Origin of the sequence: Variovorax sp. S12S4, assembly GCF_023195515.1 — a bacterium.
GTDB lineage: Bacteria > Pseudomonadota > Gammaproteobacteria > Burkholderiales > Burkholderiaceae_C > Variovorax.
In genome coordinates this window covers 5671537-5696182 of sequence record NZ_JALPKR020000002.1, presented here as the reverse complement: position 1 = coordinate 5696182, position 24646 = coordinate 5671537, and the positions used below count along the sequence as shown (strand labels likewise).

General features: G+C 66.3%; 20 protein-coding genes. 15 read left to right on the top strand and 5 right to left on the bottom strand.

The features are described 5' to 3' along the window. Window position 1: 1 nt before the first annotated feature. The 4 genes from mltB to M0765_RS27840 are packed head-to-tail and all read right to left on the bottom strand — an operon-like array spanning window position 2 to window position 5099. A complete protein-coding gene (gene mltB / locus M0765_RS27855; RefSeq protein WP_446751580.1) occupies window positions 2–982 on the bottom strand; it encodes a lytic murein transglycosylase B in 981 nt (326 codons plus the stop codon). After that, the gene (locus tag M0765_RS27850; RefSeq protein WP_258507721.1) at window positions 979–3165 is read right to left on the bottom strand and encodes a transglutaminase family protein; all 2187 of its coding nucleotides are present in this window, start codon (window positions 3163–3165) and stop codon (window positions 979–981) included. The genes mltB and M0765_RS27850 overlap by 4 nt, the downstream gene beginning before the upstream one ends. A gap of 16 nt (window positions 3166–3181) precedes the next feature. Beyond that, window positions 3182–4153 carry a DUF58 domain-containing protein gene (locus tag M0765_RS27845; protein WP_258507719.1) on the bottom strand — a complete coding sequence of 324 codons (972 nt, stop codon included), beginning with the start codon at window positions 4151–4153 and terminating at the stop codon, window positions 3182–3184. A 25-nt stretch (window positions 4154–4178) separates the two neighbouring features. Beyond that, a complete protein-coding gene (locus M0765_RS27840) occupies window positions 4179–5099 on the bottom strand; it encodes an AAA family ATPase (protein WP_157614631.1) in 921 nt (306 codons plus the stop codon). A gap of 86 nt (window positions 5100–5185) precedes the next feature. Here M0765_RS27840 and M0765_RS27835 point away from each other — a divergent pair, with 86 nt between their 5' ends. The 7 genes from M0765_RS27835 to M0765_RS27805 all read left to right on the top strand — a co-directional run bounded on the left by M0765_RS27835 (window position 5186) and on the right by M0765_RS27805 (window position 13353). After that, window positions 5186–6139 (top strand): histone deacetylase family protein, encoded by a 954-nt coding sequence (locus M0765_RS27835; RefSeq protein ID WP_258507717.1) that lies wholly within the window; start codon window positions 5186–5188, stop codon window positions 6137–6139. A gap of 39 nt (window positions 6140–6178) precedes the next feature. Then, a complete protein-coding gene (locus M0765_RS27830; protein ID WP_258507713.1) occupies window positions 6179–7459 on the top strand; it encodes a mechanosensitive ion channel family protein in 1281 nt (426 codons plus the stop codon). Window positions 7460–7595: 136 nt separating this feature from the next. Continuing rightward, entirely contained in the window at window positions 7596–8345 is a 750-nt protein-coding gene (locus M0765_RS27825; RefSeq protein ID WP_126749040.1) for an electron transfer flavoprotein subunit beta/FixA family protein, read from the top strand. Between the two features lie 2 nt (window positions 8346–8347). Continuing rightward, entirely contained in the window at window positions 8348–9280 is a 933-nt protein-coding gene (locus M0765_RS27820; protein ID WP_258507710.1) for an electron transfer flavoprotein subunit alpha/FixB family protein, read from the top strand. A 74-nt stretch (window positions 9281–9354) separates the two neighbouring features. After that, the gene (locus tag M0765_RS27815; protein ID WP_258507704.1) at window positions 9355–11145 is read left to right on the top strand and encodes an acyl-CoA dehydrogenase; all 1791 of its coding nucleotides are present in this window, start codon (window positions 9355–9357) and stop codon (window positions 11143–11145) included. A gap of 79 nt (window positions 11146–11224) precedes the next feature. Continuing rightward, window positions 11225–12187 carry an NAD(P)H-dependent flavin oxidoreductase gene (locus tag M0765_RS27810; protein ID WP_258507701.1) on the top strand — a complete coding sequence of 321 codons (963 nt, stop codon included), beginning with the start codon at window positions 11225–11227 and terminating at the stop codon, window positions 12185–12187. A 50-nt stretch (window positions 12188–12237) separates the two neighbouring features. Beyond that, the gene (locus M0765_RS27805) at window positions 12238–13353 is read left to right on the top strand and encodes an acyltransferase family protein (RefSeq protein WP_258507699.1); all 1116 of its coding nucleotides are present in this window, start codon (window positions 12238–12240) and stop codon (window positions 13351–13353) included. A 30-nt stretch (window positions 13354–13383) separates the two neighbouring features. On the opposite strand, the gene M0765_RS27800 is transcribed toward M0765_RS27805, so the two are convergent. After that, window positions 13384–13806, bottom strand: coding sequence for a cupin domain-containing protein (locus tag M0765_RS27800; RefSeq protein WP_126749050.1), 423 nt, complete (start codon window positions 13804–13806; stop codon window positions 13384–13386). A 140-nt stretch (window positions 13807–13946) separates the two neighbouring features. On the opposite strand from M0765_RS27800, the gene M0765_RS27795 reads away from it, so the two are divergent. The 8 genes from M0765_RS27795 (at window position 13947) to M0765_RS27760 (ending at window position 24624) form a co-directional block, all read left to right on the top strand. Continuing rightward, window positions 13947–14393 (top strand): ArsR/SmtB family transcription factor, encoded by a 447-nt coding sequence (locus tag M0765_RS27795; protein WP_258507698.1) that lies wholly within the window; start codon window positions 13947–13949, stop codon window positions 14391–14393. Continuing rightward, on the top strand, window positions 14282–14746 hold the full coding sequence (locus M0765_RS27790) for an SRPBCC family protein (protein ID WP_258507697.1): 465 nt from the start codon (window positions 14282–14284) through the stop codon (window positions 14744–14746). Before M0765_RS27795 ends, M0765_RS27790 begins: the two co-directional genes overlap by 112 nt. Then, window positions 14743–16326, top strand: coding sequence for an MFS transporter (locus M0765_RS27785; protein ID WP_258507695.1), 1584 nt, complete (start codon window positions 14743–14745; stop codon window positions 16324–16326). Before M0765_RS27790 ends, M0765_RS27785 begins: the two co-directional genes overlap by 4 nt. Before the next feature lie 50 nt (window positions 16327–16376). Next, entirely contained in the window at window positions 16377–16562 is a 186-nt protein-coding gene (locus M0765_RS27780) for a hypothetical protein (protein WP_126749054.1), read from the top strand. Between the two features lie 31 nt (window positions 16563–16593). Beyond that, on the top strand, window positions 16594–17718 hold the full coding sequence (gene aroC / locus M0765_RS27775) for a chorismate synthase (RefSeq protein ID WP_258507692.1): 1125 nt from the start codon (window positions 16594–16596) through the stop codon (window positions 17716–17718). Then, the gene (locus M0765_RS27770) at window positions 17718–18911 is read left to right on the top strand and encodes an MFS transporter (RefSeq protein ID WP_258507690.1); all 1194 of its coding nucleotides are present in this window, start codon (window positions 17718–17720) and stop codon (window positions 18909–18911) included. The genes aroC and M0765_RS27770 overlap by 1 nt, the downstream gene beginning before the upstream one ends. A gap of 116 nt (window positions 18912–19027) precedes the next feature. Further along, window positions 19028–21208, top strand: a complete 2181-nt coding sequence (locus M0765_RS27765) for a LamG-like jellyroll fold domain-containing protein (RefSeq protein WP_258507689.1) — start codon at window positions 19028–19030, stop codon at window positions 21206–21208. A gap of 389 nt (window positions 21209–21597) precedes the next feature. Next, a complete protein-coding gene (locus M0765_RS27760) occupies window positions 21598–24624 on the top strand; it encodes a type VI secretion system Vgr family protein (protein WP_258507688.1) in 3027 nt (1008 codons plus the stop codon). Window positions 24625–24646: the final 22 nt, after the last annotated feature.

Below are 24646 nucleotides of genomic sequence, written 5' to 3'. Positions count from 1 at the left end.
GTCATTGCTCCATGGCGGCCTTGACCTCCTGGCCGAGGTCGAGCACCGACATTGCGTAGTAGCTGCTCCAGTTGTAGCGCGTGATCACGTAGAAGTTGCGAGTGCCGGCCACATAGGTCGGCGGTGCGTCGGCGCCGTTCTGCAGCTCGATAAGCGCCAGCAGCCCCTTGTGCCGCAGGCCATCGCCTTCGGGCACCGCGCCGGCGGCCACGAAGCTGTCGATGCTGAAGGTGGGCAGGATGTCCGGCGCGAGGAGCAGCGGCTTCTTGAGGCGCTCTTCTTCAAAATGCACCGGGTAGACGGCTGGCATGCCCGGCGTCCAGCCGAAGGCCTTGAAGTAGCTGGCAACGGAGCCGATCACGTCGGCGGTGTTGTCCACCAGGTCGATGCGGTTGTCGCCGTCGAAGTCGACCGCGTACTTGGCGATGCTGCTCGGCATGAACTGCGGCATGCCCATGGCACCGGCATAGCTGCCCACGGGCACCAGCGGGTTTTCGGAGGTGCGGCTTTCGGTGCTCAAGAAGCTCTCGAGTTCACCGCGGAAGAAGGCTTCGCGCTCCGCCGCGCGCGGGTGCGCCTGCGGAAAATCGAACGACAGCGTGGCCAGCGCATCGATCACACGGAAGTTGCCCATGTTGCGGCCGTAGATGGTCTCGACGCCCACAATGCCCACGATGATTTCGGGCGGCACGCCGTACACCTGCTCGGCCCGCGCGAGCGTGTCGGCGTTGTTGCGCCAGAAGCGCACGCCCGCCGCGATGCGGGTCGAATCGATGAAGCGACTGCGATAGACCTGCCAGTTCTTTACCGAGCCCACGGGGCCGGGCAGCATCAGGCGCGGCACGTTCGGCAGGAAGCGTGCGCTGCCGATGGTGGCGCGCACCCATTCGCGGTCCAGGCCGCGGCGCTCGGCCACCTCGTCGGCAAAGCGCATGGCGTCCTCGCGCGTGGCATAGGGCGTGCTGCCGGTCACCGTCTTCACGCTGCGGGCGCCGGACGCTTTCTGGGCTTGAGCCCCCGTGGACCAGGCGCAGCAGGCGGCCAGGAGGGCAATGGAGGCGGCGCGGAAGGGCGCAGGAAAAAAGATCGCATGGCGCGATTGTGCCGCCCGGCCGGGAGGCCTCCGGGACCGATGCTCCGCGGGGATTCAGCGCGGGGAGTCAACGCCGACCAGTTCAGCCGGCGGAACTCGCCGCGCAGGGCCGCCAGCGAAGCAGGGGAGGCCTTGGCATAGCGCTGGGCTTCCAGCTTCAGCAGCCAGTCGCGCACCGCGCCGGCTGCCGGGCCGAAGCGCGCCTCGGCCTGTGCAGCGATCTGGCGTGGTGGCGCCGTTTCGGGCACCTTGAGCCCGGCTTTCGCGAGCCGCGTGCGTGCCTGGCCCAGCAGGCGCAGCCACGGGTCGTGCTGGCTGCGTTCCCACAGCGTCCAGGCCGCGCCGGCAAGGCTCGCGCCCACCAGCAGATAGAGCAGCACATAGGCCAGGTCTTCGAGGCTTGGGGCTTCGAAGCCGAGGCTTTTGAGCAGGTTGAGTTGGCGGCTCTGGGTGTAGTTGAGCACCCACTGGTTCCAGCTGTTGTTGACGGCCTCCCAGGCGGCGCGCACGTTCTGTGCGAGCGTGGGGCTCATCGCGCCGATGGCGCCGGCAAAGAGGCCCGGCTGCGGCGCAAGCCGCTGGAACTGGCCAACCCGGCCCGGCGATACGGCCGCGGTGGGGTCCACGCGCACCCAGCCCATACCTTCCTGCCAGACCTCGGTCCACGCGTGCGCATCGCTCTGGCGCAATATCCAGTAGTCGTCGACGCTGTTGAGTTCACCGCCCTGGTAGCCGGTCACGATGCGCGCCGGAATGCCCAGCCCGCGCATCAGCACCACGAAGGCCGAGGCGATGTGTTCGCAGAAACCTTGCTTCCGGTCGAACCAGAACTCGTCGGCCGTGTTGGCGCCATACACGCCGGGTTCCAGCGTGTAGGTGTAGCCGCCGGTGCGCAGCCGTTGCATCGCGGCGCGCACGAAGGCCGCCGTATCGGCATTGGCGAGTTCGGGCTGGGCGCGCATTTCCGCAGCGAGCGCGGCGGTGCGCGGGTTCAGGCCGGATGGCAGGGCCAGGTAAGGCCGCAGCGCGCCGGTTTGCCGAGTCGGGCCGCTCAGGAACTGGGTGTAGCTTTCGGCGCGATAGCGCACGAGGTCGGAAACCGGCCGGTTCGCGATCCATTGCAGGTCGGGCGTGCCCGTCACGTCGAAACCCGGCGCCTCGGGGGCGCTTGGCGCGGCATCGAGCGTGAGCAGCCAGGGCCTATGGTTGGGCTCAAGCGTGATCTCGTAGCGAACCGGAGCACCGCTGGTGCGCAGGTTGGCCGACGATTGCGCGCCACGCGCCCACGGCGGTAGTGCGGTCCACTCGCGCCCGTCGAACTGCGTCAGCACCGGGCCGCGGAAGTACAGCTGGCTTTGCGGCGGCGCGCGGTCGTTGTCGAACTTGATGCGCGCCGCAATACTGTCGTCGAGCGCCAGTTCGGCGATGGTGCCCACGCGCATGGTGTTCGACAGGCCCGTGCGGCCCGCCATGGCATCGCTGGGCGTACCCCACAACGGCGCGAAGCGCGGGAACAGCAGGAACAGCGCAAGCATGATCGGCGCGCCCAGCAGGGCCATCCAGCTGGCGGTGCGGGCGGCCTGCATGAGCGGCGGCTTGCCCACCGGCATGTGCGCGTTGACCAGCGCGGTCAGCAGGCCCAGCAGCGCGAGCAGCATGGTGAACGCCGTCATCAGCGACTGCGAGTAGAAGAAGTTCGTCAGCATCGCGAAGAAGCCGAGGAAGAACAGCACGAAGGCGTCTCTTCGCGCGCGCAGTTCCAGCGTCTTGAGCGCCAGCAAGATCACGACGAGCGTCACGCCCGGGTCGCGGCCGAGCAGGGTGCGGTGGGTGGCGAAGGTGGCGGCTACCGCCAGCACGAGCAGGCCGGCGCGCCACCATTTGCTTGGAAGCGGGCGGGCGTCGACTGCCAGCGTGCCGCGCCACACCAGGACCATCGCGGTGATGGCGGTGCACCACCACGGCAGGTTCTCGGCCTGCGGCAACACGATCAGCGCAATGACCGAGAGCAGGAACAGCGTGTCCCGGGCGTCCCTCGGCAGTGCCGCGATCTCGCGCCTGAACTTGTTCATGCGCGGTGCTCCCGGTTCAACATAGTGCCAAGGCCTCCAGGCAGGCCCTGCGGTGGGCTTCGCCCTGCGAGGGCTGCACCACCCGACCGGCGATGCGGATGCCGTAGTCCACGCCCAGCCGGTCCGCCATCAACACCCATGCGCAAAGCCGCGATGCGCGGGCCTCGGTGTCGGCGAGGTTGGTAGCCTGGGCATCGAGCCACAGCTCCTCGCGCTGGGTCTGCTGCATGTCTCGGCTCACGAGTTCTTCAGACCCGGTGGCTTGCGCCCGGCCCGCTTTCTTCCAGACCACCAGCTTGAGCGGATCGCCGCGGCGGTAGGCCCGCAGCCCGTCATATTCGCCAGCCGACTGTGAGCGCAGGGCAGCCGACGTGGCGGCCGGTCCCGAAAGGGGCTCCCCGGGCGGCAACGGCGGCGGATGCGCTTCCGGCGTCGGGTAGACCAGCATCTGCGCGGCCGGCCGCCACACCGTCCAGACGCGGAATGTTCCCAGCGGAAACCGTGTTTCGGCGGTGAGCGGCGGCACGGGATGAAGGCCGCGCCTTTCGGGCTTGAAGGCGATCTCGACGGTGGAGGTTCCTTCGGCCGGCACGTCCGTCCACGCCCACTGGCCGCTGCCGCGCACGGCCATGCCGATGCCGTAGCGCACGCTGCGCCGCGTATTGTGCAGCACCACCCGAAAAACCGCGGCGGCGCCCGCATAGTGCGCATCGGGCGGCGTCAGGTGCATGGCCAGCCCGCGCAGCGTGGCATGGCAGACGTGCATGCCCACGGCCACGCTGCCCGCGAGCAGGAAGGTCAGCAGGTAGCCCAGGTTGAGCTGGTAGTTGATCGACGCGACCAGCAGCACCAGCAGCGTGGCGGCCAGCGTCCAGCCCGCACGCGTGGGCACGATGTAGACGTTGCGCTGCGTGAGCTCCAGTGTGTCCGAAGGCGGCCGGCGTGACAGGAACCAGCCGTCGATGCGCGAGCGTAGCGACGCGATCATCGGTGGCAAACGAGACGGTTCATTGTTACGGCAGCGGCACGTCCGCGATCATCGCGCGCACCTGCTCCACGGCGCCGCGGCCGGCGTCGCCCACGGGCGTGAGGCGGTGCGCAATCGTCTGCGGCAGGATCGATTGCACGTCGTCCGGCGCAACGTAGCTGCGGTTGGCCAGCAGCGCCTGCGCCTTGGCGGCGCGCAGCACGGCAATGCCGGCGCGCGGCGAGAGGCCCTGCAAGAACCACCGGCCGGAGCGCGTGGCGGCAATCAGGTCTTGCACGTAGTTCAAAAGCGGCTCGGCCGCATGCACCTGCTGAACGCGCTGCTGCAGCGCCGTGAGTTCGCCCGCGGTCAGCAGCGCGGGCAGGGTGGCCAGCATTTCGCGGCGGTCGGCCCCCGCGAGCAGCTCGCGCTCGGCCGCGCGGTCGGGGTAGCCCAGCGAGATGCGCATGAGGAACCGGTCGAGCTGCGATTCGGGCAACGCGAACGTGCCGAGCTGGTCCTGCGGGTTCTGCGTGGCAATCACGAAAAAGGGCGTGGGCAGCGGCCGGGTCTCTCCTTCGATGGTGACCTGCTTTTCTTCCATGGCCTCGAGCAGCGCGCTCTGGGTCTTGGGGCTGGCGCGGTTGATTTCGTCCGCCAGAAGCACCTGCGCGAAGATCGGGCCGGGGTGGAACACGAAGGCCTGCTGCCCGCGGTCGTAGATGGCCACGCCCGACAGGTCGCCCGGCATCAGGTCGGCCGTGAACTGCACGCGCGAGAACTGCAGCCCGAAGGTGTGCGAGAGCGCATGGGCGAGGGTGGTCTTGCCGACCCCCGGCACATCCTCGATGAGCAGGTGCCCGCCCGCCAGCAGGCAGGCCACGCAGTCGCGCACTTGCGCCTCTTTGCCGACGATCACCGTGTTAAGCTGATTCAGCAAAGTGGCAAGCTTCGCAGCAACGTCCATATTTGTATCCATATGCAAACGATACCGTAAGACCGCGCAGCCCCATGCTGTGTGAGGTCTAGATACGACAGAGACACGGCAAAGAGATGGGCAAGACCGGCTACTTCACACATCGCGATTGCTGGAAGCACGACATGGGACGGGGCCACCCCGAATGTCCCGAGCGGCTGGGCGCCATCGAAGACAGGCTGCTGCTGACCGGGGTGGGCGACGCCCTCGAACACCGGGACGTGCCATTGGCCACCCTTGCCCAGATCACCCGGGCGCACAGCGAAGCACACCTGGAATACCTCGAAGAACTCCACCAGCGCCTGGTGGCCGACGAGCCGGCCGGCGGGCCCGCCCATGCGATGCTCGACCCGGACACCATCCTGAACCGCTACACGCTGCTGGCCGCGCGCCGGGCCGCCGGAGCCGCCATTGCCGCCACCGACGCGGTGATGGCAGGCGAGGTCGACAACGCCTTCTGCTCGGTGCGTCCGCCCGGGCATCACGCCTGCCGCGAGCAGGCCATGGGTTTCTGCTTTCTGAACAACGTGGCCATTGCGGCGCGGCATGCGCTCGAGGTGCATGGCCTGGAGCGCGTGGCGGTGGTCGATTTCGACGTGCACCACGGCAACGGCACCGAGAACATCCTTTCGAACGATCCGCGCGTGCTGATGGTGGGCTTCTTCCAGCATCCGTTTTATCCGTACAGCGGCACCGACCATCCGGCCTCGAACATGCTGAACCTGCCGATTCCGGCCTATACCAAGGGCATGGACGTGCGCGAGCTGATCGAGGCCGCCTGGATGCCCCGGCTCGAAGAGTTCGGGCCCGAGATGATCTTTGTCAGCGCGGGCTTCGACGCCCACCGCGAGGACGACCTGGGCCAGCTCGGGCTCACCGAGAACGACTTCGCGTGGATCACGAGTCGCATTCGGGACGTGGCCAAGCGCCATTCGCGCGGCCGCATCGTCTCGATGCTCGAGGGCGGCTACAACCTCGATGCGCTGGCGCGCAGCGTGGAAGCGCACATTCGCGTCCTGGCTGATCTGTAACGCCGCGGGCGCGAACACGGCGCCATGTTTTCCGAAGAGATGAATTTCAACGATTTCACACAACGATTGGCGCAGGTCGACGCGCGCGGCCTGGGCATTGAACTGGCAGCACTGGTGGCTTGCGTGGCCCTGGCCTGGATGGCAAGCCGCTGGTTCGGGCGCGACCAGCCCAAGGATTCGATCTGGTTCGGCGAGCGCACCTTCGACGGCGTGCTGTTCCCGCTGCTGGCGCTGGTTTTCACCGAGCTCGCCCGCCGTGGGGTGACCGGCTTCCAGCCGGTGCTGGTGCTGCGCATCGCGGTATCGGTGTTCCTGTCGCTGCTGGTCATTCGCCTGTTCGCGCGGGTGATGAGGGCGGTTTTCCCCGCCTCCAACCTGGTGCGGCTGCTGGAGCGCACGATTTCCTGGCTGGCCTGGATTGCAGCCATTCTCTGGATCGTCGGGCTGCTGCCGCCCGTGCTGGCCGAGCTCGACAACATCACGCTGGCGTTCGGCAAGACGCGGGTCAGCCTGCAAACCATCATCCAGGGCGCGCTGTCCGCCGGACTGGTGCTGGTGATTGCGCTCTGGATTGCCGCCACCATCGAGAAGCGCATCCTGCTGGAGGCCGTGACCGACCTTTCGATGCGCAAGGTGGCGTCGAACGCGATTCGCGCCATCCTGCTGCTGGTCGGGCTCCTGTTCGCGCTGTCGGCGGTGGGGGTCGACCTCACGGCACTTTCGGTGCTGGGCGGCGCGCTGGGCGTGGGCCTGGGTTTCGGCCTGCAGAAGCTCGCGGCCAACTACGTGAGCGGCTTCGTCATCCTGCTGGAGCGTTCCATCCGGATCGGCGACAACGTCAAGGTCGACACCTTCGAAGGCCGCATCACCGACATCAAGACGCGCTACACGCTCATCCGTGCCGGCAACGGGCGCGAGGCCATCGTGCCGAACGAGTCGCTCATTACCAGCCGGGTCGAGAACCTCTCGATGGCGGACCGCAAGTTCAACATCACGACCAGCGTGGTGGTGGGCTACGACAGCGACGTGGCGCAGGTCCAGTCGATTCTTTGCGGGGCCGCCAAATCGCAAGAGCGCGTCATGACCGATCCCGAGCCGGTGACCTATCTCTCCAGCTTTGCGCCCGACGGGCTCGAGTTCATCCTGAACTTCTGGGTGGCGGACCCGGACAAGGGCAAGGACAACGTTCGCTCGGCCATCAACATTGCCATTCTGGAAGGCCTGCGTGGCGCGGGCATCGACATTCCGTACCCCCAGCGCGTGGTGCGCGTCGAGTCGCTGCCGCCGGGCGTTTCAGGCACCCCCGACGCTGCCGTATAATCACGAAAAAGCACGATCGTTCTTTTTGTTACCCCGCAGTGCCAATCGCCATGAAAGCAGAGGCGGCAAAGGTCGGACTCTAGAATGACCGGTTGCCCTCGAAGCCCCCTTTTTGCAATCCAATGGAGTCAAGTCAATGAAGGTTCTAGTGCCTGTCAAACGGGTCGTCGATTACAACGTCAAGGTGCGCGTGAAGAGCGACGGCACCGGGGTGGACATTGCCAACGTCAAGATGAGCATGAACCCCTTCGACGAAATTGCCGTTGAAGAAGCCGTTCGCCTGAAAGAGAAGGGCGTTGTGACCGAAGTCATCGCCGTTTCTTGCGGCGATGCCAAGTGCCAGGAAACCCTGCGCACCGCCATGGCCATCGGCGCCGACCGCGGCATCCTGGTCGAGACCACCGAAGAGCTCCAGCCCCTGGCCGTTGCCAAGCTGCTCAAGGCGCTGGTCGAAAAGGAACAGCCCCAACTCATCATTCTGGGCAAGCAGGCCATCGACGACGACGCCAACCAGACGGGCCAGATGCTCGCCGCCCTGACCGACCTGCCGCAAGCCACCTTCGCCTCCAAGGTCGAAGTGGCAGACGGCAAGGCCACCGTGACGCGCGAAGTCGACGGAGGCCTGGAAACCATCCAGCTCAGCCTGCCGGCCGTCATCACGACCGACCTGCGCCTGAACGAGCCGCGCTACGTCACCTTGCCCAACATCATGAAGGCCAAGAAGAAGCAACTCGACACCTTCAAGCCCGAAGACCTGGGCGTGGACGTGAAGCCCCGCCTGAAGACCCTCAAGGTCAGCGAGCCGCCCAAGCGCGGCGCCGGCATCAAGGTGCCTGATGTTGCAACGCTGGTGGACAAACTGAAGAACGAAGCGAAGGTGATCTGAACATGACCGCACTTGTTATTGCCGAACACGACCACGCGACCGTCAAGCCCGCGACCCTCAACACCGTGACCGCGGCGCTTGCCTGCGGCGGCGACGTGCACGTGCTCGTCGCCGGAGCCAATGCCGCCGAAGCCGGCAAGGCCGCCGCGCAGATCGCCGGCGTGGCCAAGGTCATCGTGGCCGACAGCCCCTCGCTGGCCGAGAACCTGGCCGAGAACGTCGCTGCCCAGGTGCTGGCCATTGCCGGCAACTACAGCCACATCCTGTTCCCCTCGACCGCCAACGGCAAGAACGTCGCCCCGCGCGTGGCTGCCAAGCTCGACGTGGCGCAGATCTCCGACATCACTTTGGTCGTGAGCCCCGACACCTTCGAGCGCCCGATCTACGCCGGCAACGCCATTGCCACCGTGCAGAGCAGCGACGCCACCAAGGTGATCACGGTTCGTACTACCGGCTTCGACGCCGCAGCCGCCACGGGTGGCAGCGCAGCCGTCGAAACCGCTGAAGGCGTGGCCGACAGCGGCAAGTCGAGCTTTGTGGGCCGCGAAGTCACCAAGAGCGACCGCCCCGAACTCACCGCCGCCAAGATCATCGTCTCGGGCGGCCGGGCCCTCGGCAGCGCCGAGAAGTTCACCGAAGTGATGACGCCCCTGGCGGACAAGCTCAACGCCGGCCTCGGCGCCAGCCGCGCCGCAGTGGACGCAGGCTACGCCCCCAACGACTGGCAAGTGGGCCAGACCGGCAAGATCGTCGCGCCGCAGCTGTACATCGCGGCCGGCATTTCGGGCGCCATCCAGCACTTGGCCGGTATGAAGGACTCCAAGGTGATCGTCGCGATCAACAAGGACGAAGAAGCACCGATCTTCTCGGTGGCCGACTACGGCCTTGTGGCCGACCTGTTCACGGCCGTGCCGGAACTGGTCAAGGCGCTCTGACGCGATTGCCGCACTGAGCCGGAGGGCATCGTTCGCGATGCCCTTTTCGTATCCGCTGTATCTGGAGACAAGAGATGAGCTACACCGCCCCCCTCAAGGACATGCTGTTCGACATCGAGCACCTGGCCAACATCGGCGAGATCGCCAAGCTGCCCGGCTTTGAAGACGCGGGCCTCGAAACCGCGCAAGCGGTGCTCGAGGAATGCGCGCGCTTCAACCAGGACGTGGTCGCGCCGCTGAATGTGGAGGGCGACCGCAATCCTTCGTCGTTCAAGGGCGGAGAGGTAGCCACCACGCCGGGCTTCAAGGAAGCCTTTGCGCAGTACGTGTCGGGCGGCTGGCAGGGCCTGCAGCATCCGGCGGACTTCGGCGGCCAGGGCCTGCCCAAGACCATTGGCGCAGCCTGCGGCGAAATGCTCAACTCGGCCAACATGAGCTTTGCGCTGTGCCCGCTGCTGAGCGACGGCGCCATCGAGGCGCTGCTCACGGCCGGCTCCGACGAGCTCAAGGCGGTGTACCTGGAAAAGCTGGTGAGCGGCCAATGGACCGGCACCATGAACCTCACCGAGCCGCAGGCCGGCAGCGACCTTGCGCTGGTGCGCAGCCGCGCCGAACCGCAGCCTGACGGCACCTACAAGATCTTCGGCACCAAGATCTTCATTACCTATGGCGAGCACGACATGGCCGAGAACATCGTCCACCTCGTGCTTGCACGCGTCACCGGGGCGCCCGAGGGCGTGAAGGGCATCAGCCTGTTCGTGGTGCCCAAGTTCATCGTCGGCAAGGATGGTTCGCTGGGCGAGCGCAACGACGTGCACTGCGTGAGCATCGAGCACAAGATGGGCATCAAGGCCTCGCCCACCGCCGTGCTGCAGTACGGCGACAACGGCGGTGCCGTGGGCTACATCGTCGGCCAGGAGAACCGCGGCCTCGAGTACATGTTCATCATGATGAACTCGGCCCGCTACGCCGTGGGCATGCAGGGCATTGCCATTGCCGAGCGCGCCTACCAGCACGCGGTGGCCTATGCAAAGGACCGCGTGCAGAGCCGCCCCGTCGACGGCTCGATGAACGCCAGCGCGCCCATCATTCACCACCCCGACGTCAAGCGCATGCTGATGACGATGCGTGCCTACACCGAAGGCTGCCGCGCCATGGCGAGCGTGGCCGCCGCCGCCTACGACGCGGCGCACCACCACCCCGATGCGGAAGCCCGCAAGCAGAACCAGGCCTTCTATGAATTCATGGTGCCGCTGGTCAAGGGCTACAGCACCGAGATGAGCCTGGAAGTGACCTCGCTCGGCGTGCAGGTGCATGGCGGCATGGGCTTCATCGAGGAGACGGGGGCGGCGCAGTACTACCGCGATGCCAAGATCCTCACGATCTACGAAGGCACCACCGCCATCCAGGCCAACGACCTCGTCGGCCGCAAGACTGCGCGCGACGGCGGCCAGACGGCCAAGGCCATTGCCGTGCAGATCGAGAAGACCGAGGCCGAATTGGCCAAGAGCAGCAGCCCCGCCGCGGCTGCCGTCCTCAAGCGCCTGAAGGCCGCGCGCGAAGCTTTTGTCGAGGTGGTCGACTTCGTCGCGGGCCAGACCAAGGCATCGCCCAATGCGGTGTTCGCGGGCAGCGTGCCTTACCTGATGCTGGCGGGCAACCTGGTGGCCGGCTGGCAGCTGGCACGCTCGCTGATCATTGCCGAGGACCTTGCCTCGCACAGCGTCGACGTCGGCTTCATGCAAGCCAAGGTGGCCACGGCGCGCTTCTACGCCGAGCACATCCTCAACAAGGTACCGGGCATCCGCGACAGCATCGTCGACGGCGCGGAAAGCGTTACCGCACTGGCACTCGACGCCTTCTGACCCAAGGCCATGTGTCGCCCACCTGACGGGCGGCACGGCCTTCCTCTTATATAAAACCGAAACTCATCCCGGAGACGACATGTCCAAGCTGCCCCCCGTGCTCGCCAACCTGCCGCTGCCGATCATCGGCTCGCCGCTGTTCATCATCAGCAACCCCAAGCTCGTGATCGCGCAGTGCAAGGCCGGCGTGGTCGGCTCGATGCCGGCGCTGAATGCCCGCCCCGCGGCACAGCTCGAAGAGTGGCTGATCGAAATCACCGAAGAGCTCGCGGCCTACAACAAGGCCAACCCGGACAAGCCCGCCGCGCCGTTCGCCATCAACCAGATCGTGCACAAGAGCAATGACCGGCTCGAGCACGACATGGAAATGGTCGTGAAGTACAAGGTGCCGATCGTCATTACCTCGCTGGGCGCGCGCACCGATGTGAACGATGCGGTGCACAGCTACGGCGGCGTCACGCTGCACGACATCATCAACAACAAGTTCGCGCAGAAGGCGATCGAGAAGGGCGCCGACGGCATCATTGCCGTGGCGGCCGGTGCCGGCGGTCATGCGGGCGTGAAGAGCCCGTTTGCGCTGGTACAGGAAATCCGCCAGTGGTTCGACGGCCCCATCGCGCTGTCGGGCTCCATTGCGACCGGCGGTGCGGTGCTCGCGGCGCAAGCCATGGGCGCCGACTTCGCGTACATCGGCACCGCCTTCATCGCCACCGAAGAAGCGCGTGCCAGCGATGAATACAAGCAGGCCATTGTCGACGGCACCTCGGACGACATCGTGTATTCGAACCTCTTTACCGGCGTGCACGGCAACTACCTGGCGCCCAGCATCGTCAAGGCCGGCATGGACCCGGCCAACCTGCCCGAAGGCGACGTGAAGACCATGAACTTCGCCGCCGGAGAAGGCAGCAAGGCCAAGGCCTGGAAAGACATCTGGGGCTCGGGCCAGGGCATCGGCGCCGTCACCGAAGTGGCCAGCGCCGCCGCATTCATCGAAAAGCTCAAGCGCGAATACCAGGAAGCAAGGCAGCGGCTCGCGCTTTGAACGGCGCGGACAAACCGGCACCTGCCGCGGAGCTCCCGCAGCGCGGGCGGATGCCGCTGCTCGACATTGCCAAGGGCATCGCTTGCGCGGTGATCGTCGGGCACCACCTGACGCGCTACGGCGCGATGCCAGCCGGAGCCTTTCCCCTGGCCCCCGCCTTCCTTGGTTGGTTGGCGGACGATGGCCGGCTTGCCGTGCAGGTGTTCCTGGTGATCGCGGGTTTTCTGGCAGCCGCCAGCCTGGCGCCGGACGGCGTGCTGCGTGTCGACCGGCCCATGGCGCGCATCCTCCAGCGCTATGGCCGGTTGGTGATGCCCTACCTGGCCGCACTCACAGTGTGTGTGCTGGTGGCCGCCCTCGTGCGCCCCTGGATGAGCGGCGACGATGTGCCGGCTTCGCCCAGCATCGGCCAGCTGCTCGCCCACGGGTTGCTGATGCAGGACCTGCTGGACTACGACGCGCTCTCCACCGGCGTCTGGTATGTGGCCATCGACTTTCAGCTCTTCGTGCTGGCGCTGACGCTCATGGGAATGCCGGCCATGTTGCGGCGGGGCAGGGCGACCTCGTTGGCGGCAGCCTCGCGTGAACACTGGATTCCCGTGGCGCTCGTGCTTGCGGTTGCCATCGCCTCGCTGGTGGTTTTCAACCGCAATGCCGATCTCGACGACACTGCGTTCTATTTCTTCGGTGCCTACGGCCTCGGCATGCTGGTGTTCTGGATCGGACGCGCCACGCGAGCAAGCACCTGGCAGAGCGCCATCGCGCTGCTGGCGCTGACCGGCGCGGGCGCGCTGGCCATCGATTGGCGCAGCCGCATCGCCATCGCTTTGGTAAGCGCGCTGTTGATTGCGGTCGCGCAGCGGCAAGACTGGCTCGCGCTCGCAGGCCGGCCGAATGCGGCCATGCCGCTGCAGCGCCTGGGCCGCATCTCGTACTCGCTGTTCCTGATTCACTTTCCGGTGCTGCTGGCCACCAACGCAATGGTTGCGCAACTGGGGCCGCATGCCGCGTGGATCGATGCGCTCGGCATGGCCGTCACCTTCTGTCTTTCGGTGGCGGCCGCGCTGGTGCTGTACCGCTGGGTGGAGGTGCGTCCGGCGTCGTGGCGCTCGGTAGCCGGACTGTTTGCCGCGCTGCTGGTCAGCGGGATGCTGGTCGCTCCCTGAACGGCCGCTACCAAAAGCCGCGGCTGCCTGTCAGGGCCAAGGCGTAGGCGGCGGAATCTCGCAAACCGGCTCGACATCCACGCTCTTGAAGTCCGCCGGCGAGACGATCTCCAGGTATTCCATGTCCGGCGAGTAGTCGAACAGGAAGTGCCGGATGCCGGGCCGCTGGTGCACGACGTCGCCGGCTTCGACCAGGGTTTCCTTGTCTTCGTACATGAAGCGGGCCCAGCCTTTGACCATGATCACGATCTGGAAGTCCGCCTCGTGGCGGTGCCAGCCGGTGCCCGCTTCCGGTGCCATGTTGGCTTTGACGAGGTGCGCGATGACTTTGCCGTTGGTGGCCTCCGCGATGCCGAGGTCGCGGTAAAGAAAGAAATCGCGCAGGCCGCCCGAGACAAACTCCGTATCGCCGGGCTTGACGTGGGAGAACTGGGTAGCGGTTCGGTCCAGCATGGGGCGCTCCTTTGCGGTGATGCAGGTGGTGGTTGTGCCGCGGTGCAGCACGCATAAAGCGTTCCCAAAGACATCTGCGGCAAAGGGCTGATTCAAGCGATGGCTTGACGGGCCTGAAGCGCGACGAGATACTAAACCATATGGTTCACTCAGATCCCGTTTCGCTGGACGCCGTCTTTGCCGCCCTTTCAGACCCGACGCGCCGCGCCGTGCTCGAAACCCTGGGCGAGCGCAGCCTCAGCGTGACCGAGCTTGCCGAACCGCACGGCATGTCGCTGACCGGCTTCATGAAGCACCTGCGGGTGCTCGAAGACGCCGGCCTGATTTCGCGCACGAAAGAGGGCCGGGTCGTGCAATGCGAACTCTCGCCGCGGCCCATGCAGGAGGCTGCCGTGTGGCTATCCCGTTACGAGAAATTCTGGACCGGGCGCCTCGATGCACTGGCCCGCTATCTCTACCACCAAGAGGAGACCGAATGGCAAAACCTGCCGCCCCCGCCACGGAGCGACCCTCGCTCACCCTCCGCAGGCACTACCCCGTCGCCGCCGAAAAAGTCTGGCGCGCATGGACCGACCCGCAAGCGCTGAAAGCCTGGTTCGGCCCGGAAGAAATCGTTTCCGTTCCGCTGGCCGAAGTCGACCTGCGCGTAGGCGGCCGCTTCCGCGTGACCATGCTCGCCGCCGATGGAGAAACGCACGACGTGAGCGGTGTCTACCAGGAGCTGGTGCCCAACCGGAAGCTGGTTTTCAGCTGGGCCTGGCGCAGCACGCCGGAGCGCGAGTCGCGCGTCACGGTACGGATCGAGCCCGACGGCAACGGCTGCGAGCTGGTGCTGATGCATGAACAGTTCTTCGACGAGGTGGCGCGCGACGGACACGAGCACGGCTGGACCGGTGCCATGGTCAAGCTCGAGCAATGGCTGGTGAAAGCGGTCGAATGACTGGCCGGTGCGACAAGGCTGTGGGCAGACCGCCGCCGGCCCGCGCAACGGCGCGCGAGTGGACGGGCCTGGCCGTCATTGCGCTGCCGTGCATGCTGTATTCGATGGATCTCACGGTGCTGAACCTGGCGATTCCGTCGATCAGCGAAGACCTGAAGCCCACCGCATCGCAATTGCTGTGGATCGTCGATATCTACGGCTTCTTCGTCGCCGGGCTGCTGGTGACCATGGGCACACTGGGCGACCGCATCGGCCGGCGTCGGCTGCTTTTGATCGGCGCGGCGGCGTTCGGCATCGCATCGGTGCTGGCTGCGTTCTCCACCAGCGCCAACATGCTCATCGCCACGCGGGCGCTGCTTGGCGTGGCGGGCGCGACGCTGGCACCCTCTACGCTCTCGCTGATTCGCAACATGTTTCTCGATCCGGGGCAGCGCACGGTGGCCATCGGCGTCTGGATTTCCAGCTACTCGGCCGGCGCGGTCATCGGCCCGGTGCTGGGCGGCGTGCTGCTGCAGTTCTTTCCGTGGGGCTCGGTGTTCCTGATCGGCGTGCCGGTGATGGTGTTGCTGCTGGTGCTCGGCCCCATGCTGCTGCCCGAATACCGCGACCCGGAAGCGGGACGGCTCGACCTGGCCAGCGTGGCGCTTTCGCTCGGCGCGGTGCTGGCGGCCATCTACGGCATCAAGCAGGTAGCGGAGCATGGGCCCGATGCCGTGTCGGCACTGGCCATCGTGGCCGGCGTGGCGCTCGGGTGGGCGTTTGCGCGCAGGCAGCGGCGGCTGGCCGACCCGATGATCGACCTGCGCCTGTTCCGCTTGCCGGCGTTCAGCATCTCGCTGGCGGCCTACATGCTGGCCTGCTTCGTGATGTTCGGCATGTTTCTCTACAACGCGCAATACCTGCAACTGGTGCTCGGGCTCTCGCCGCTGCATGCGGGCCTTTGGAGCGTGCCGAGCGCGGCCGCCTTCATTGCCGGCTCCATGGTGGTGTCCGCGCTGGTGCGCCGCATGCGGCCTGCGTTTGTGATGGGCGGCGGCTTGGGCGTTGCGGCCCTGGGGTTCGCGATGCTCATGGTGCTCCCCGCGCAAGGCGGCCTGGCGTGGATGGTGGCCAGCATGGTCATTTCCTCTCTCGGCCTGGCACCTGTGTTCACGCTGGCCACCGACCTGGTGGTGGGCAGTGCGCCGCCCGAGCGCGCCGGGGTCGCCTCGGCCATCTCGGAGACCAGTTCGGAGTTTGGCGGTGCGCTCGGCATCGCGATTCTGGGCAGCATCGGCGCCGCCATCTACCGCAGCACGATGGCGGATGCCGTTCCGACTGGTTTGGCGGGTGCTGTTGAAGTGGAGGCGGCGCGCAGCACGCTCGGCGGGGCGGTGGCCTTGGCCGCGCAAGCCGGAGGCGCCGCCGGCGCCGAGCTGCTCGACACAGGCCGGGCCGCCTTGCTGCACGGCCTGCGGCTCACGGCCGGTATTTGCGCGGCGGTGCTGCTGCTGGTGGGCGCGCTGGTGGCTGTGCGGCTGCGCAGCGCCGGAGAGGCCGCGCAGCCCAAGGCGCCGCCAGATGCATTGCCTGAGCGCTGACGAAGACCCATACTGCAGGCTCCACGACGAGACGATGAACGGAGCCTCCCATGAGCAACGAACTTCGCAAGAAGCTGCATGACCTGGCGGAACTGTCTGAAAACACCTCGGACCCGCAGACCAAGGCCATCATCGAGGCCATACGGCTACAGACTGCCGTGCTAAACGAGCGGCTTTTCTCCATCGAGCTGCAGCTGGGCACGCTCACCAAGCGCATGGAAAACACGACTGACTGAGTGGCCGCCGCTTTGTAGGGATAATCCCGCCATGAGCGGCAACACATTCGGAACTCTCTTCGCGGTCACCAATTTCGGCGAGTCGCACGGCCCGGCCATCGGCTGCGTGATCGACGGCTGCCCGCCAGGCATGGAACTGAGCGAAGCCGACATCCAGGGCGACCTCGACCGCCGGCGCCCCGGCACCAGCCGCCACGTTACCCAGCGCAACGAGCCCGACGCGGTGCAGATTCTTTCCGGCGTGTATGAAGGCAAGACCACCGGCACCCCCATTGCGCTGCTGATCCAGAACACCGACCAGCGCAGCAAGGACTACGGCCAGATCGCCCAGCAGTTCCGCCCCGGCCACGCCGACTTCACCTACTGGAAGAAATACGGCATCCGCGATCCGCGCGGCGGCGGACGTTCTTCGGCGCGGCTCACGGCGCCCATGGTGGCGGCCGGCGCAGTCGCCAAGAAGTGGCTGGCCGAAAAATACGGCATGGTGTTTCGCGGCTGCATGACGCAGATCGGCGAAATTGCCATTCCGTTCGAGAGCTGGGACCACGTGCCCAACAACCCCTTCTTCGCGCCCATTGCCGACGTGAGCGAGCTCGAGTCGTATATGGATCGCCTGCGCAAGGCCGGCGATTCGTGCGGCGCGCGCATCCGCGTGACAGCGACCAACGTGCCCGTCGGCCTTGGCGAGCCGCTGTTCGACAAGCTCGACGCCGAGATTGCCTACGCGATGATGGGCATCAACGCAGTGAAGGCCGTCGAGATTGGCGCTGGGTTCGACAGCATCACGCAGCGCGGCACCACGCATGGCGATTCGCTCACGCCCACGGGCTTCGTCACCAACAACGCGGGCGGCATCCTTGGCGGCATCAGTTCGGGGCAAGACCTGGAAGTGAGCATCGCGATCAAGCCCACCAGCTCGATCATCAGCCCGCGCCAGTCCATCGACATCCACAACAACCCGGTAGAGGTGATCACCAAGGGTCGCCACGACCCGTGCGTCGGCATTCGCGCCACGCCCATCGCCGAAGCCATGCTTGCGCTGGTGGTCATGGAGCACGTGCTGCGCAACCGTGCGCAGTGCGGCGACGTGCAACAGCAGCAAAAGGCCGAAGCCGACAAGACCGAAGCTGCCTCGCCGCAGGCGTCTTTCCTCTAGTGTCCGCCCCGCCACCAGTGGCCGCCGGACGCGGCCACCTGTTGGCGTTTGCTGGTCTGTCGGCCAGCTATTTCGCGCACATCGGTTTCTTCAATCCCTACCTGCCGCTGTGGCTGCAGGACCTGGGGCTGCCGATCTTCACGATCAGCCTGTTGGCTTCGGTGCAGTCGATCACGCGCGTGTTTGCCCCCTACGCATGGGGTGCGCTCAGCGACCACACCGGCCACCGCGTGATGCTGCTGCGCTTCAGTGCCGCGGTGGCGCTGGTCAGTTCGTTCGGGCTCTGGTGGCATGGCGGCGCCTGGTGGCTGGCGCTGGTGCTGCTGGTGATGTTCACCCACACCAGCTCGATGATGTCGCTCACCGAGGCCGCCATGGCGCAGCTCGTGGCCGGCGACTGGGGGCGCTACGGGCGCATTCGCCTGTGCGGTTCGGCCGGCTTTTTGGTGACGGTGTTCTTTGCGGGCGAGTGGTTCGAGCGCTTCGGCATGAAGCACTTTCCGGCCTGGGCGGCGGGCACGCTGGCCGTCGTTCTGATTGCGACGATGAAGCTGCCGGACATCCGCGAGCCCGTCGCGGCGCACGACGCAGTGAAGGAGCCTATCGGCCCGGTGTTGCGCATTCCGGCAGTGCGGTGGTTCTTTGCGGCGCTGTTCTTCCAGGTAATGGCGCACTTCTCGGTGTACGCATTTTTCTCGCTGTATCTCGATTCGCTGGGCTACGGCAAAAGCGTCATCGGTCTGCTGTGGGCGCTGTCGGTGGTGGCCGAGATCGTCTGGTTCTTTCTGCAGGGGCGGCTCATCGGCCTCTTGCCCATGCCGCGCTGGATGCTGGTGTGCGGCATCGCCGCCGTGGCGCGGCTCGGCCTCACTGCCGGACTGGGCGGCTCGATCGCGGCGCTCGTCGTTGCGCAGTGGCTGCACGCGCTGAGCTTTGCTGCGCACCACACCACCTGCATTGCCGTGGTGTCGCGCCGCTTCCCCGGGCGGCTGCGCGGGCGAGGGCAGGCGCTGTTCACGGTGATCGGATACGGCTTTGGCGGTGTGCTGGGTGTGTTGCTCGGCGGCGCGGTGGCGCAGGAAATCGGCTACCGCACCATGTTCGCGCTGGCGGCCTTGCTCGCGGTGGTGGGCAGCCTGTGCGCATGGCGGGTGATAAAGCTCGAGCAGTTGGAGCGCGGGGCCAGGGCGTGACCCCGCACTGAATAAATGGCGCGCCGGCATTGCGCGCGCCGAAGTGTCATGGGCCTTAAATGCCTGCGTCACCGCGCCTGCCTACGCTTGCGCGCTTTTCAACGCTCCCCATCGACATGTCTGTTCCTGACGACTCGCACGGCGCCCGCGCGCCGCACACCCCTTCTCCGGCCGAACCCTCTCCCGCCCATCCTGCCCAGCCGCCGCGCCGACAGGTTCTCAAGCTCGGTGCGTCTCTGCTGACTGTCGGCGGCAGCAGCGCATTGCTGGCGGCCTGCGGGGGTGGGGGAGGCGGATCGCCCGGCTTCAATCCGTTGCCGGCGCCTGCCCCGTCGCCAGCCCCAGCGCCGGCTCCGGCACCTACACCGGCCCCGCCGCCGGTCGCCGCGAAGATCTCGAGCTTCGCACTCGCGGTAATGCCCGACACGCAGTTCTACGCGCGCTACGCCACCGCCGCCGAGAGCGACCAGTACGACAAGCGCTTCGGCAGCGCACCCTTCGCCGCACAGACGAAATGGATCGCCGCCAATGCCGCGGCGCTGAACATCCCGTTCACCATTCACCTGGGCGACGTGGTCGACCAGGTCGGCAAGCCCGACCAGTGGAAGGTGGCCGATGCCGCGATGAAGGTGCTCGAAGACGCCAGGCTGCCCTACAGCGTGCTCGCCGGCAACCACGACGTGTTGAACGATGTGGACTACGGCATCGACCCGAACGGCGGCACTGATGCGACCCGCACGCTCGCCAACGAGCCCTATCTCCAATGGTTTGGCACCGAGCGCGCCAAGCGCCAGGCCACCTTCGGCGCGCGCGACAGCAGCGGCTTTCACGAGTACCACGTGTTCGAGGCGCAGAGCCAGAAGTTCATGGTGCTGTCACTGTCGTGGCGCATCTCGGACGCCGGCATTGCCTGGGCGCGCCAGGTGATCGCAAAGAACCCGACGCTGCCCGTGATCCTGGTGAACCACCAGCTGCTGAACATCGATGCCGACGGCACCAGCCCGCTCGAGACCGACTACGGCAAGATGCTGTGGGAGAAGCTGATCCGCGACAACGACCAGATCTTCATGACGCTCAACGGCCACCACCATGGCGCGGCGCACCTCACGAAGACCAACGACTTCGGCCACAAGGTCGAAGAGATGGTGGTCGACTACCAGATGGCCTACCAGGGCGGCAACGGCCTGATGCGCCTTTACGAATTCGACTTGACCCATAAGCAGATCAAGGTGCTTTCGTTCTCGCCATGGGTGCCGCAGAAGCCGGCTGACACGCTGAACAGTTTCGACCAGGCCGTGCTCACCACGCCCAACGAGTCCTTCGTCATCGAGATGGATTTTGCGCAGCGCTTTGCAGGCTTCAACAAGGCTTTCGGCACGGGCGAAGCTCTCATCGAGGGCTCGTTGGTTGATAAGGCCAGGGCGATGATCCTCGCGAACTACAAGGAGCCCGACGTCACCGTGCAGCGGCCCGCCGCGAATGCTGACGATTACCCCCAGGTCGCGAACACGCTGGCGCATTGGCGCTTCTTCGGCGGCACGGTCAACCAGCCGGTGCTCCCGGGCACCGTCATCGCCGACGTCACAGGCAACAACCCGCTGCGCCGCGACACCCTGAACCAGGGCGGCATCGTGGGTGCGACCGACGGCGACATCGTCTGGAGCGACGACCGCCACCATCTCTCGGCCGCGCCGGGCTCGGTGCGATTCCTCAACACCGACAAGAACGTGCCGCGCCTGAGCTACTTCCTCACCGAGGCCGCAGCGCCGATCAACGGCCAGACGCTGGACAACGGCTACACCGTCGAGGCGTTCGTGAAGATCGACAAGAGCTGGACCAGCAGCAAGCAGGCGTGGATGAACATCATGACGCGCGACGGCCGGCGTGGCGACCTGGCCGGCTACCAGGGCGGCGACCCTGAAGCGCCGCCCATGCTGTTCGCCATCTCGAGCCTGCGCGAAGTGCAGTGGGAAGTGGTGCCGAGCACGGCCGGCACTCGCTCGCCCAAGACCAACTGGTCCGGCGAGGTGATTGCCGACCGCTGGGTGCACATCGCCATCGTCAACGACCCCGTGTCGCACGACACCACGATGTATGTGGAAGGCGCGCCGGTGCTGCGCAACATCAGCAATGCGCCCGGCCTTGCCACGCTCTCGGCCACCTCGCCTTGGGTGGTGGGCGGCGGCTCGTGGGACGGCGCCCGGGCCGACGGCTTCTTCGGCCACATCGGCGAGGTGCGGGTGGTGGCTGCCGCTCTGGCGCCGGCCCAATGGCTCACGGCCCGCAAGGCGGCCTGACGAAGCCAAGGGCGGGAAGGATTACTTTCCGCCCATTACCGGCTGAAGGCTTTTCGCCTGTTTGGCCGATGAGATCACCCGGAATGCGCTATTCCGGGTGATCTTTTAAATACTAAGTATTCCTCGCATTAGCGCCACCTCATTGCGGTCGGCAATTCACGTCGCCCCCGTTTCCCCCGCTTTGCTCGCTGAAGCGTTCACGCCGTGAACTTTTTGTTCAAGCGGCTATTTGTCAATTTTTAGCATTGGCTTTTACGATAAATCAACATTTAAAATAAATGTGAACACGTGCAATGGGAGGTGAGCTTGAAGCTCATTTTGAAAACAATATTCTTATTGGATGAATTGCTATTAGGTAATTCGTCTTATCGGCTCAATGCGGTGCAGCAATGAGCCGCCGCGTCACCATCCAAACGCCCTTGGGCGAGTCGTTGCAATTTCACCAACTGGTGGGTCGTGAGACGCTCAGCCAGCTCTACACCTTCGACATCGACCTGCTTGGCAGCACCAACGCGATCGACTCGAAAGCCCTGCTCGGCAAAGCGTCGACCGTGGCGGTGGAAACCGAAAGCGGCGGCGTGCGCTACCTGGGCGGCATTGCGACCCGGTTTGGCCTGCAACAGGAAGACGCACGCCACTCCTTCTATCGACTGCAACTGCGGCCTTGGCTGTGGCTTGCCACGCGGCGCAGCGATTTCCGCATCTTCCAGGGCAAGAGCGTTCCCGACATATTGACCGAAGTGCTGGGCAGCTACGGCTATCCCATCGAGAAGAAGCTCAGCCGGGGCGACTACCGCCGCTGGGACTACTGCGTGCAGTACCACGAGAGCGACTTCAACTTCATCTCGCGGCTGTGCGAGCTCGAGGGCATCTACTATTACTTCCGGCACGAGGCTTCGCAGCACGTGCTGGTGTTTGCGGACGACATTGCGAGTTCGCACGCGCCGCTGCCCGGCGGCGAATCGGTGCGCTTTCACCCGCTCGAAAAATCCGGCATGGGCCAGCGCGAGCGCATCTATGCCTGGGAAACCGCGGAAGAGGTGCGTGCGGGCCATCACTACAACAACGACTACGACTTCGAGAAGCCCAAGGCCGACCTCTCGCACCTGCGGCAGATGCCGCCCGGCCACGACCACGACAGCTACGAGAACTACGAGTGGCCCGGCGGCTTTGTGCAGCACGCCGACGGCGAAACCTACGCGCGCATCCGCAACGAAGAGCAGCTGAGCCAGCGCAGCCGTGCGAGCGGCCGCTCCAACCTGCGCGAGCTCGCAACCGGCCACACGCTGCGGCTCACCGGCCATCCCAGGTCCGACCAGAACCGCCAATACCTGCTGCTGAGCGTGAGCTACCACCTGCAGGAAAACCTGCAGGCCAGCGAGGGCGCGGAAGCAACAGAGGGCTCGGTGCAGCGCTTTGCCTTCGATGCCCAGCCCACCAGCCTTGCATGGCGGCCCCGGCGCACCACGCCCAAGCCGCGCACCCGCGGTCCGCAAACGGCCATGGTGGTCGGGCCTGCCGGCGAAGAGATCTGGACCGACCAGTACGGCCGCATCAAGGTGCAGTTTCACTGGGACCGCCTGGGCAAGGACGACGAGAACTCCAGCTGCTGGGTGCGTGTGTCCACCGCTTGGGCGGGCGCCACCTTCGGCGCGGTGTCGGTGCCGCGTATCGGCATGGAAGTGATCGTCGACTTTCTCAACGGAGATCCCGACTTCCCGATCGTGACGGGCTGCGTCTACAACGCCGACACCATGGCGGCCTGGCAATTGCCGGAGCAAAAGCATCTGTCGGGCATTCGCAGCCGCGAACTGGGCGGCGGGCGCGGCAATCACCTGGTGCTGGACGACACCCAGGGAAAGATCCAGGCGCAGTTGCGCAGCGACCACCAGGCCAGCCAGCTGAGCGTGGGGCACATCGGGCGCATCGAAGACACCGCGGGGCGCAAGGAGCCGCGCGGGCAGGGCTTCGAATTGCGCACCGACGGGCATGGCGTGACACGCGCGGCCAAGGGCCTGCTGGTGACCACCGAGCCGCGGCCCAATGCGCAGGCGCACACCACCGACATGGGCGAAACCATCGGCCGGCTCACGCAGGCGCGCGACCTGCATGAAGGCCTGAGCGAAGCCGCACAAGCTGCGCAGGCGCACGATGCCGGCGACCAGGACGAAGTTGCCACGGGCCTGAAGGAGCAGAACGACGCCATCAAGGGGCAGGGCGGCAACCGCGAGCAGGGCGATTTCCCCGAGTTCCAGGAGCCGCATCTCACGCTTGCGAGCGCCAAAGGCCTGCAAACGGTGGCGCAGGGCTCCACGCACGTGGTGAGCAACGAGCACACGGCGCTCACCAGCGGCGGCCACACCAGCGTGAGCGCAGGCAAGAGCTTTCTGGTGAGCGTGCAGAGCGCCATCCGCATGTTCGCCTCCAAGGCCGGCATGCGGCTGGTGGCGGCCAGCGCGGACATCGACATCAAGGCGCTGAAGGACAGCGTTAACGTGCTTGCCAAGCTCAACATTACGCAAACCGCCAACAAGATCACCATCCACGCGAAAGAGGAGGTGGTCATCAACGGCGGCTCCAGCTACAGCCGCTGGAGCTCGGGCGGCATCGAGCACGGCACTTCGGGCACCTGGCGCGAGCATGCGGCGGTGCACAGCCTGGTGGGGCCGGCCAGTCAGGGCAAGCCCGCGCTGCCTAACCCGCCGCAGTTGCCCAAGGGCCAGCTCGACCTGTACCACCAGTACATCAAGCCCACCGGCGAAAAGCACCAGGGTGTTGCGCAGGGCGACTTCACCGTGGTCGATTCGGAGGGCGGCACGCACGCCGGCACCTTCGACCGCAACGGCTTCGCAAGCGTGTCGGGTCTGCCGATCGGTACCGCGAAGGTCACCTTCGGCAAGGACCCGCGCGACCCGTGGGAAGAGGGCAGCTATTTCGGCACGCCCAAGGACTGGAAGGCGAAGGAACCTGCCGGCGGCGGCGCCGATGCGGCGGGCGCTGGGTCGGGCCTGTCGGGCGTTCTCGGCAGTGCGGGCAATCTTGCCGGACTGGCTGGTTCAGCCGGCGGCGCGGCGGGCGCGCTCGCGGGCGTCGCCGGCATGAACAGCAAGGCCGCGGGCATGCTCGGCCAAGTCACCCAGGCAGCCGGCATGGCGCAACAGGCGGTGGGTGCCGCGCAGGCCATTCAGCAAGGCGGCGCCAAGGCGCTGCTGGGCCAGGCGAGCCAGGCCGCTACAGGCATGGCAATGCAGGCGGCTGGTGCGCGGCTCGGCCCGATGGGCGCACCCGTCGCCGGGATTGCGAATGTGGCGGGCAGCGCGATGAGCGGCGGCATGCCGGCCGGCATCAAGACGGGCATTGCCACGGCTGGCACCAATCCCGCGCTTGCGGGTCGCACTCCCGGCTTCGTGGGCTGAGTGCGGCACCGCGTGTATTTCG

Excerpts from the sequence above, each read along its gene's own strand:
- aroC (WP_258507692.1), top strand. The coding sequence starts at position 16,594 with ATGAGCGGCAACACATTCGGAACTCTCTTCGCGGTCACCAATTTCGGC.
- M0765_RS27850 (WP_258507721.1), bottom strand. The coding sequence starts at position 3,165 with ATGAACAAGTTCAGGCGCGAGATCGCGGCACTGCCGAGGGACGCCCGG.
- M0765_RS27840 (WP_157614631.1), bottom strand. The coding sequence starts at position 5,099 with ATGGACGTTGCTGCGAAGCTTGCCACTTTGCTGAATCAGCTTAACACG.
- M0765_RS27845 (WP_258507719.1), bottom strand. The coding sequence starts at position 4,153 with ATGATCGCGTCGCTACGCTCGCGCATCGACGGCTGGTTCCTGTCACGC.
- M0765_RS27815 (WP_258507704.1), top strand. The coding sequence starts at position 9,355 with ATGAGCTACACCGCCCCCCTCAAGGACATGCTGTTCGACATCGAGCAC.
- M0765_RS27760 (WP_258507688.1), top strand. The coding sequence starts at position 21,598 with ATGAGCCGCCGCGTCACCATCCAAACGCCCTTGGGCGAGTCGTTGCAA.
- M0765_RS27785 (WP_258507695.1), top strand. The coding sequence starts at position 14,743 with ATGACTGGCCGGTGCGACAAGGCTGTGGGCAGACCGCCGCCGGCCCGC.
- M0765_RS27790 (WP_258507697.1), top strand. The coding sequence starts at position 14,282 with ATGGCAAAACCTGCCGCCCCCGCCACGGAGCGACCCTCGCTCACCCTC.
- M0765_RS27835 (WP_258507717.1), top strand. The coding sequence starts at position 5,186 with ATGGGCAAGACCGGCTACTTCACACATCGCGATTGCTGGAAGCACGAC.
- M0765_RS27830 (WP_258507713.1), top strand. The coding sequence starts at position 6,179 with ATGAATTTCAACGATTTCACACAACGATTGGCGCAGGTCGACGCGCGC.
- M0765_RS27780 (WP_126749054.1), top strand. The coding sequence starts at position 16,377 with ATGAGCAACGAACTTCGCAAGAAGCTGCATGACCTGGCGGAACTGTCT.
- M0765_RS27810 (WP_258507701.1), top strand. The coding sequence starts at position 11,225 with ATGTCCAAGCTGCCCCCCGTGCTCGCCAACCTGCCGCTGCCGATCATC.
- M0765_RS27825 (WP_126749040.1), top strand. The coding sequence starts at position 7,596 with ATGAAGGTTCTAGTGCCTGTCAAACGGGTCGTCGATTACAACGTCAAG.
- M0765_RS27765 (WP_258507689.1), top strand. The coding sequence starts at position 19,028 with ATGTCTGTTCCTGACGACTCGCACGGCGCCCGCGCGCCGCACACCCCT.
- M0765_RS27800 (WP_126749050.1), bottom strand. The coding sequence starts at position 13,806 with ATGCTGGACCGAACCGCTACCCAGTTCTCCCACGTCAAGCCCGGCGAT.
- M0765_RS27805 (WP_258507699.1), top strand. The coding sequence starts at position 12,238 with ATGCCGCTGCTCGACATTGCCAAGGGCATCGCTTGCGCGGTGATCGTC.
- M0765_RS27820 (WP_258507710.1), top strand. The coding sequence starts at position 8,348 with ATGACCGCACTTGTTATTGCCGAACACGACCACGCGACCGTCAAGCCC.
- M0765_RS27795 (WP_258507698.1), top strand. The coding sequence starts at position 13,947 with ATGGTTCACTCAGATCCCGTTTCGCTGGACGCCGTCTTTGCCGCCCTT.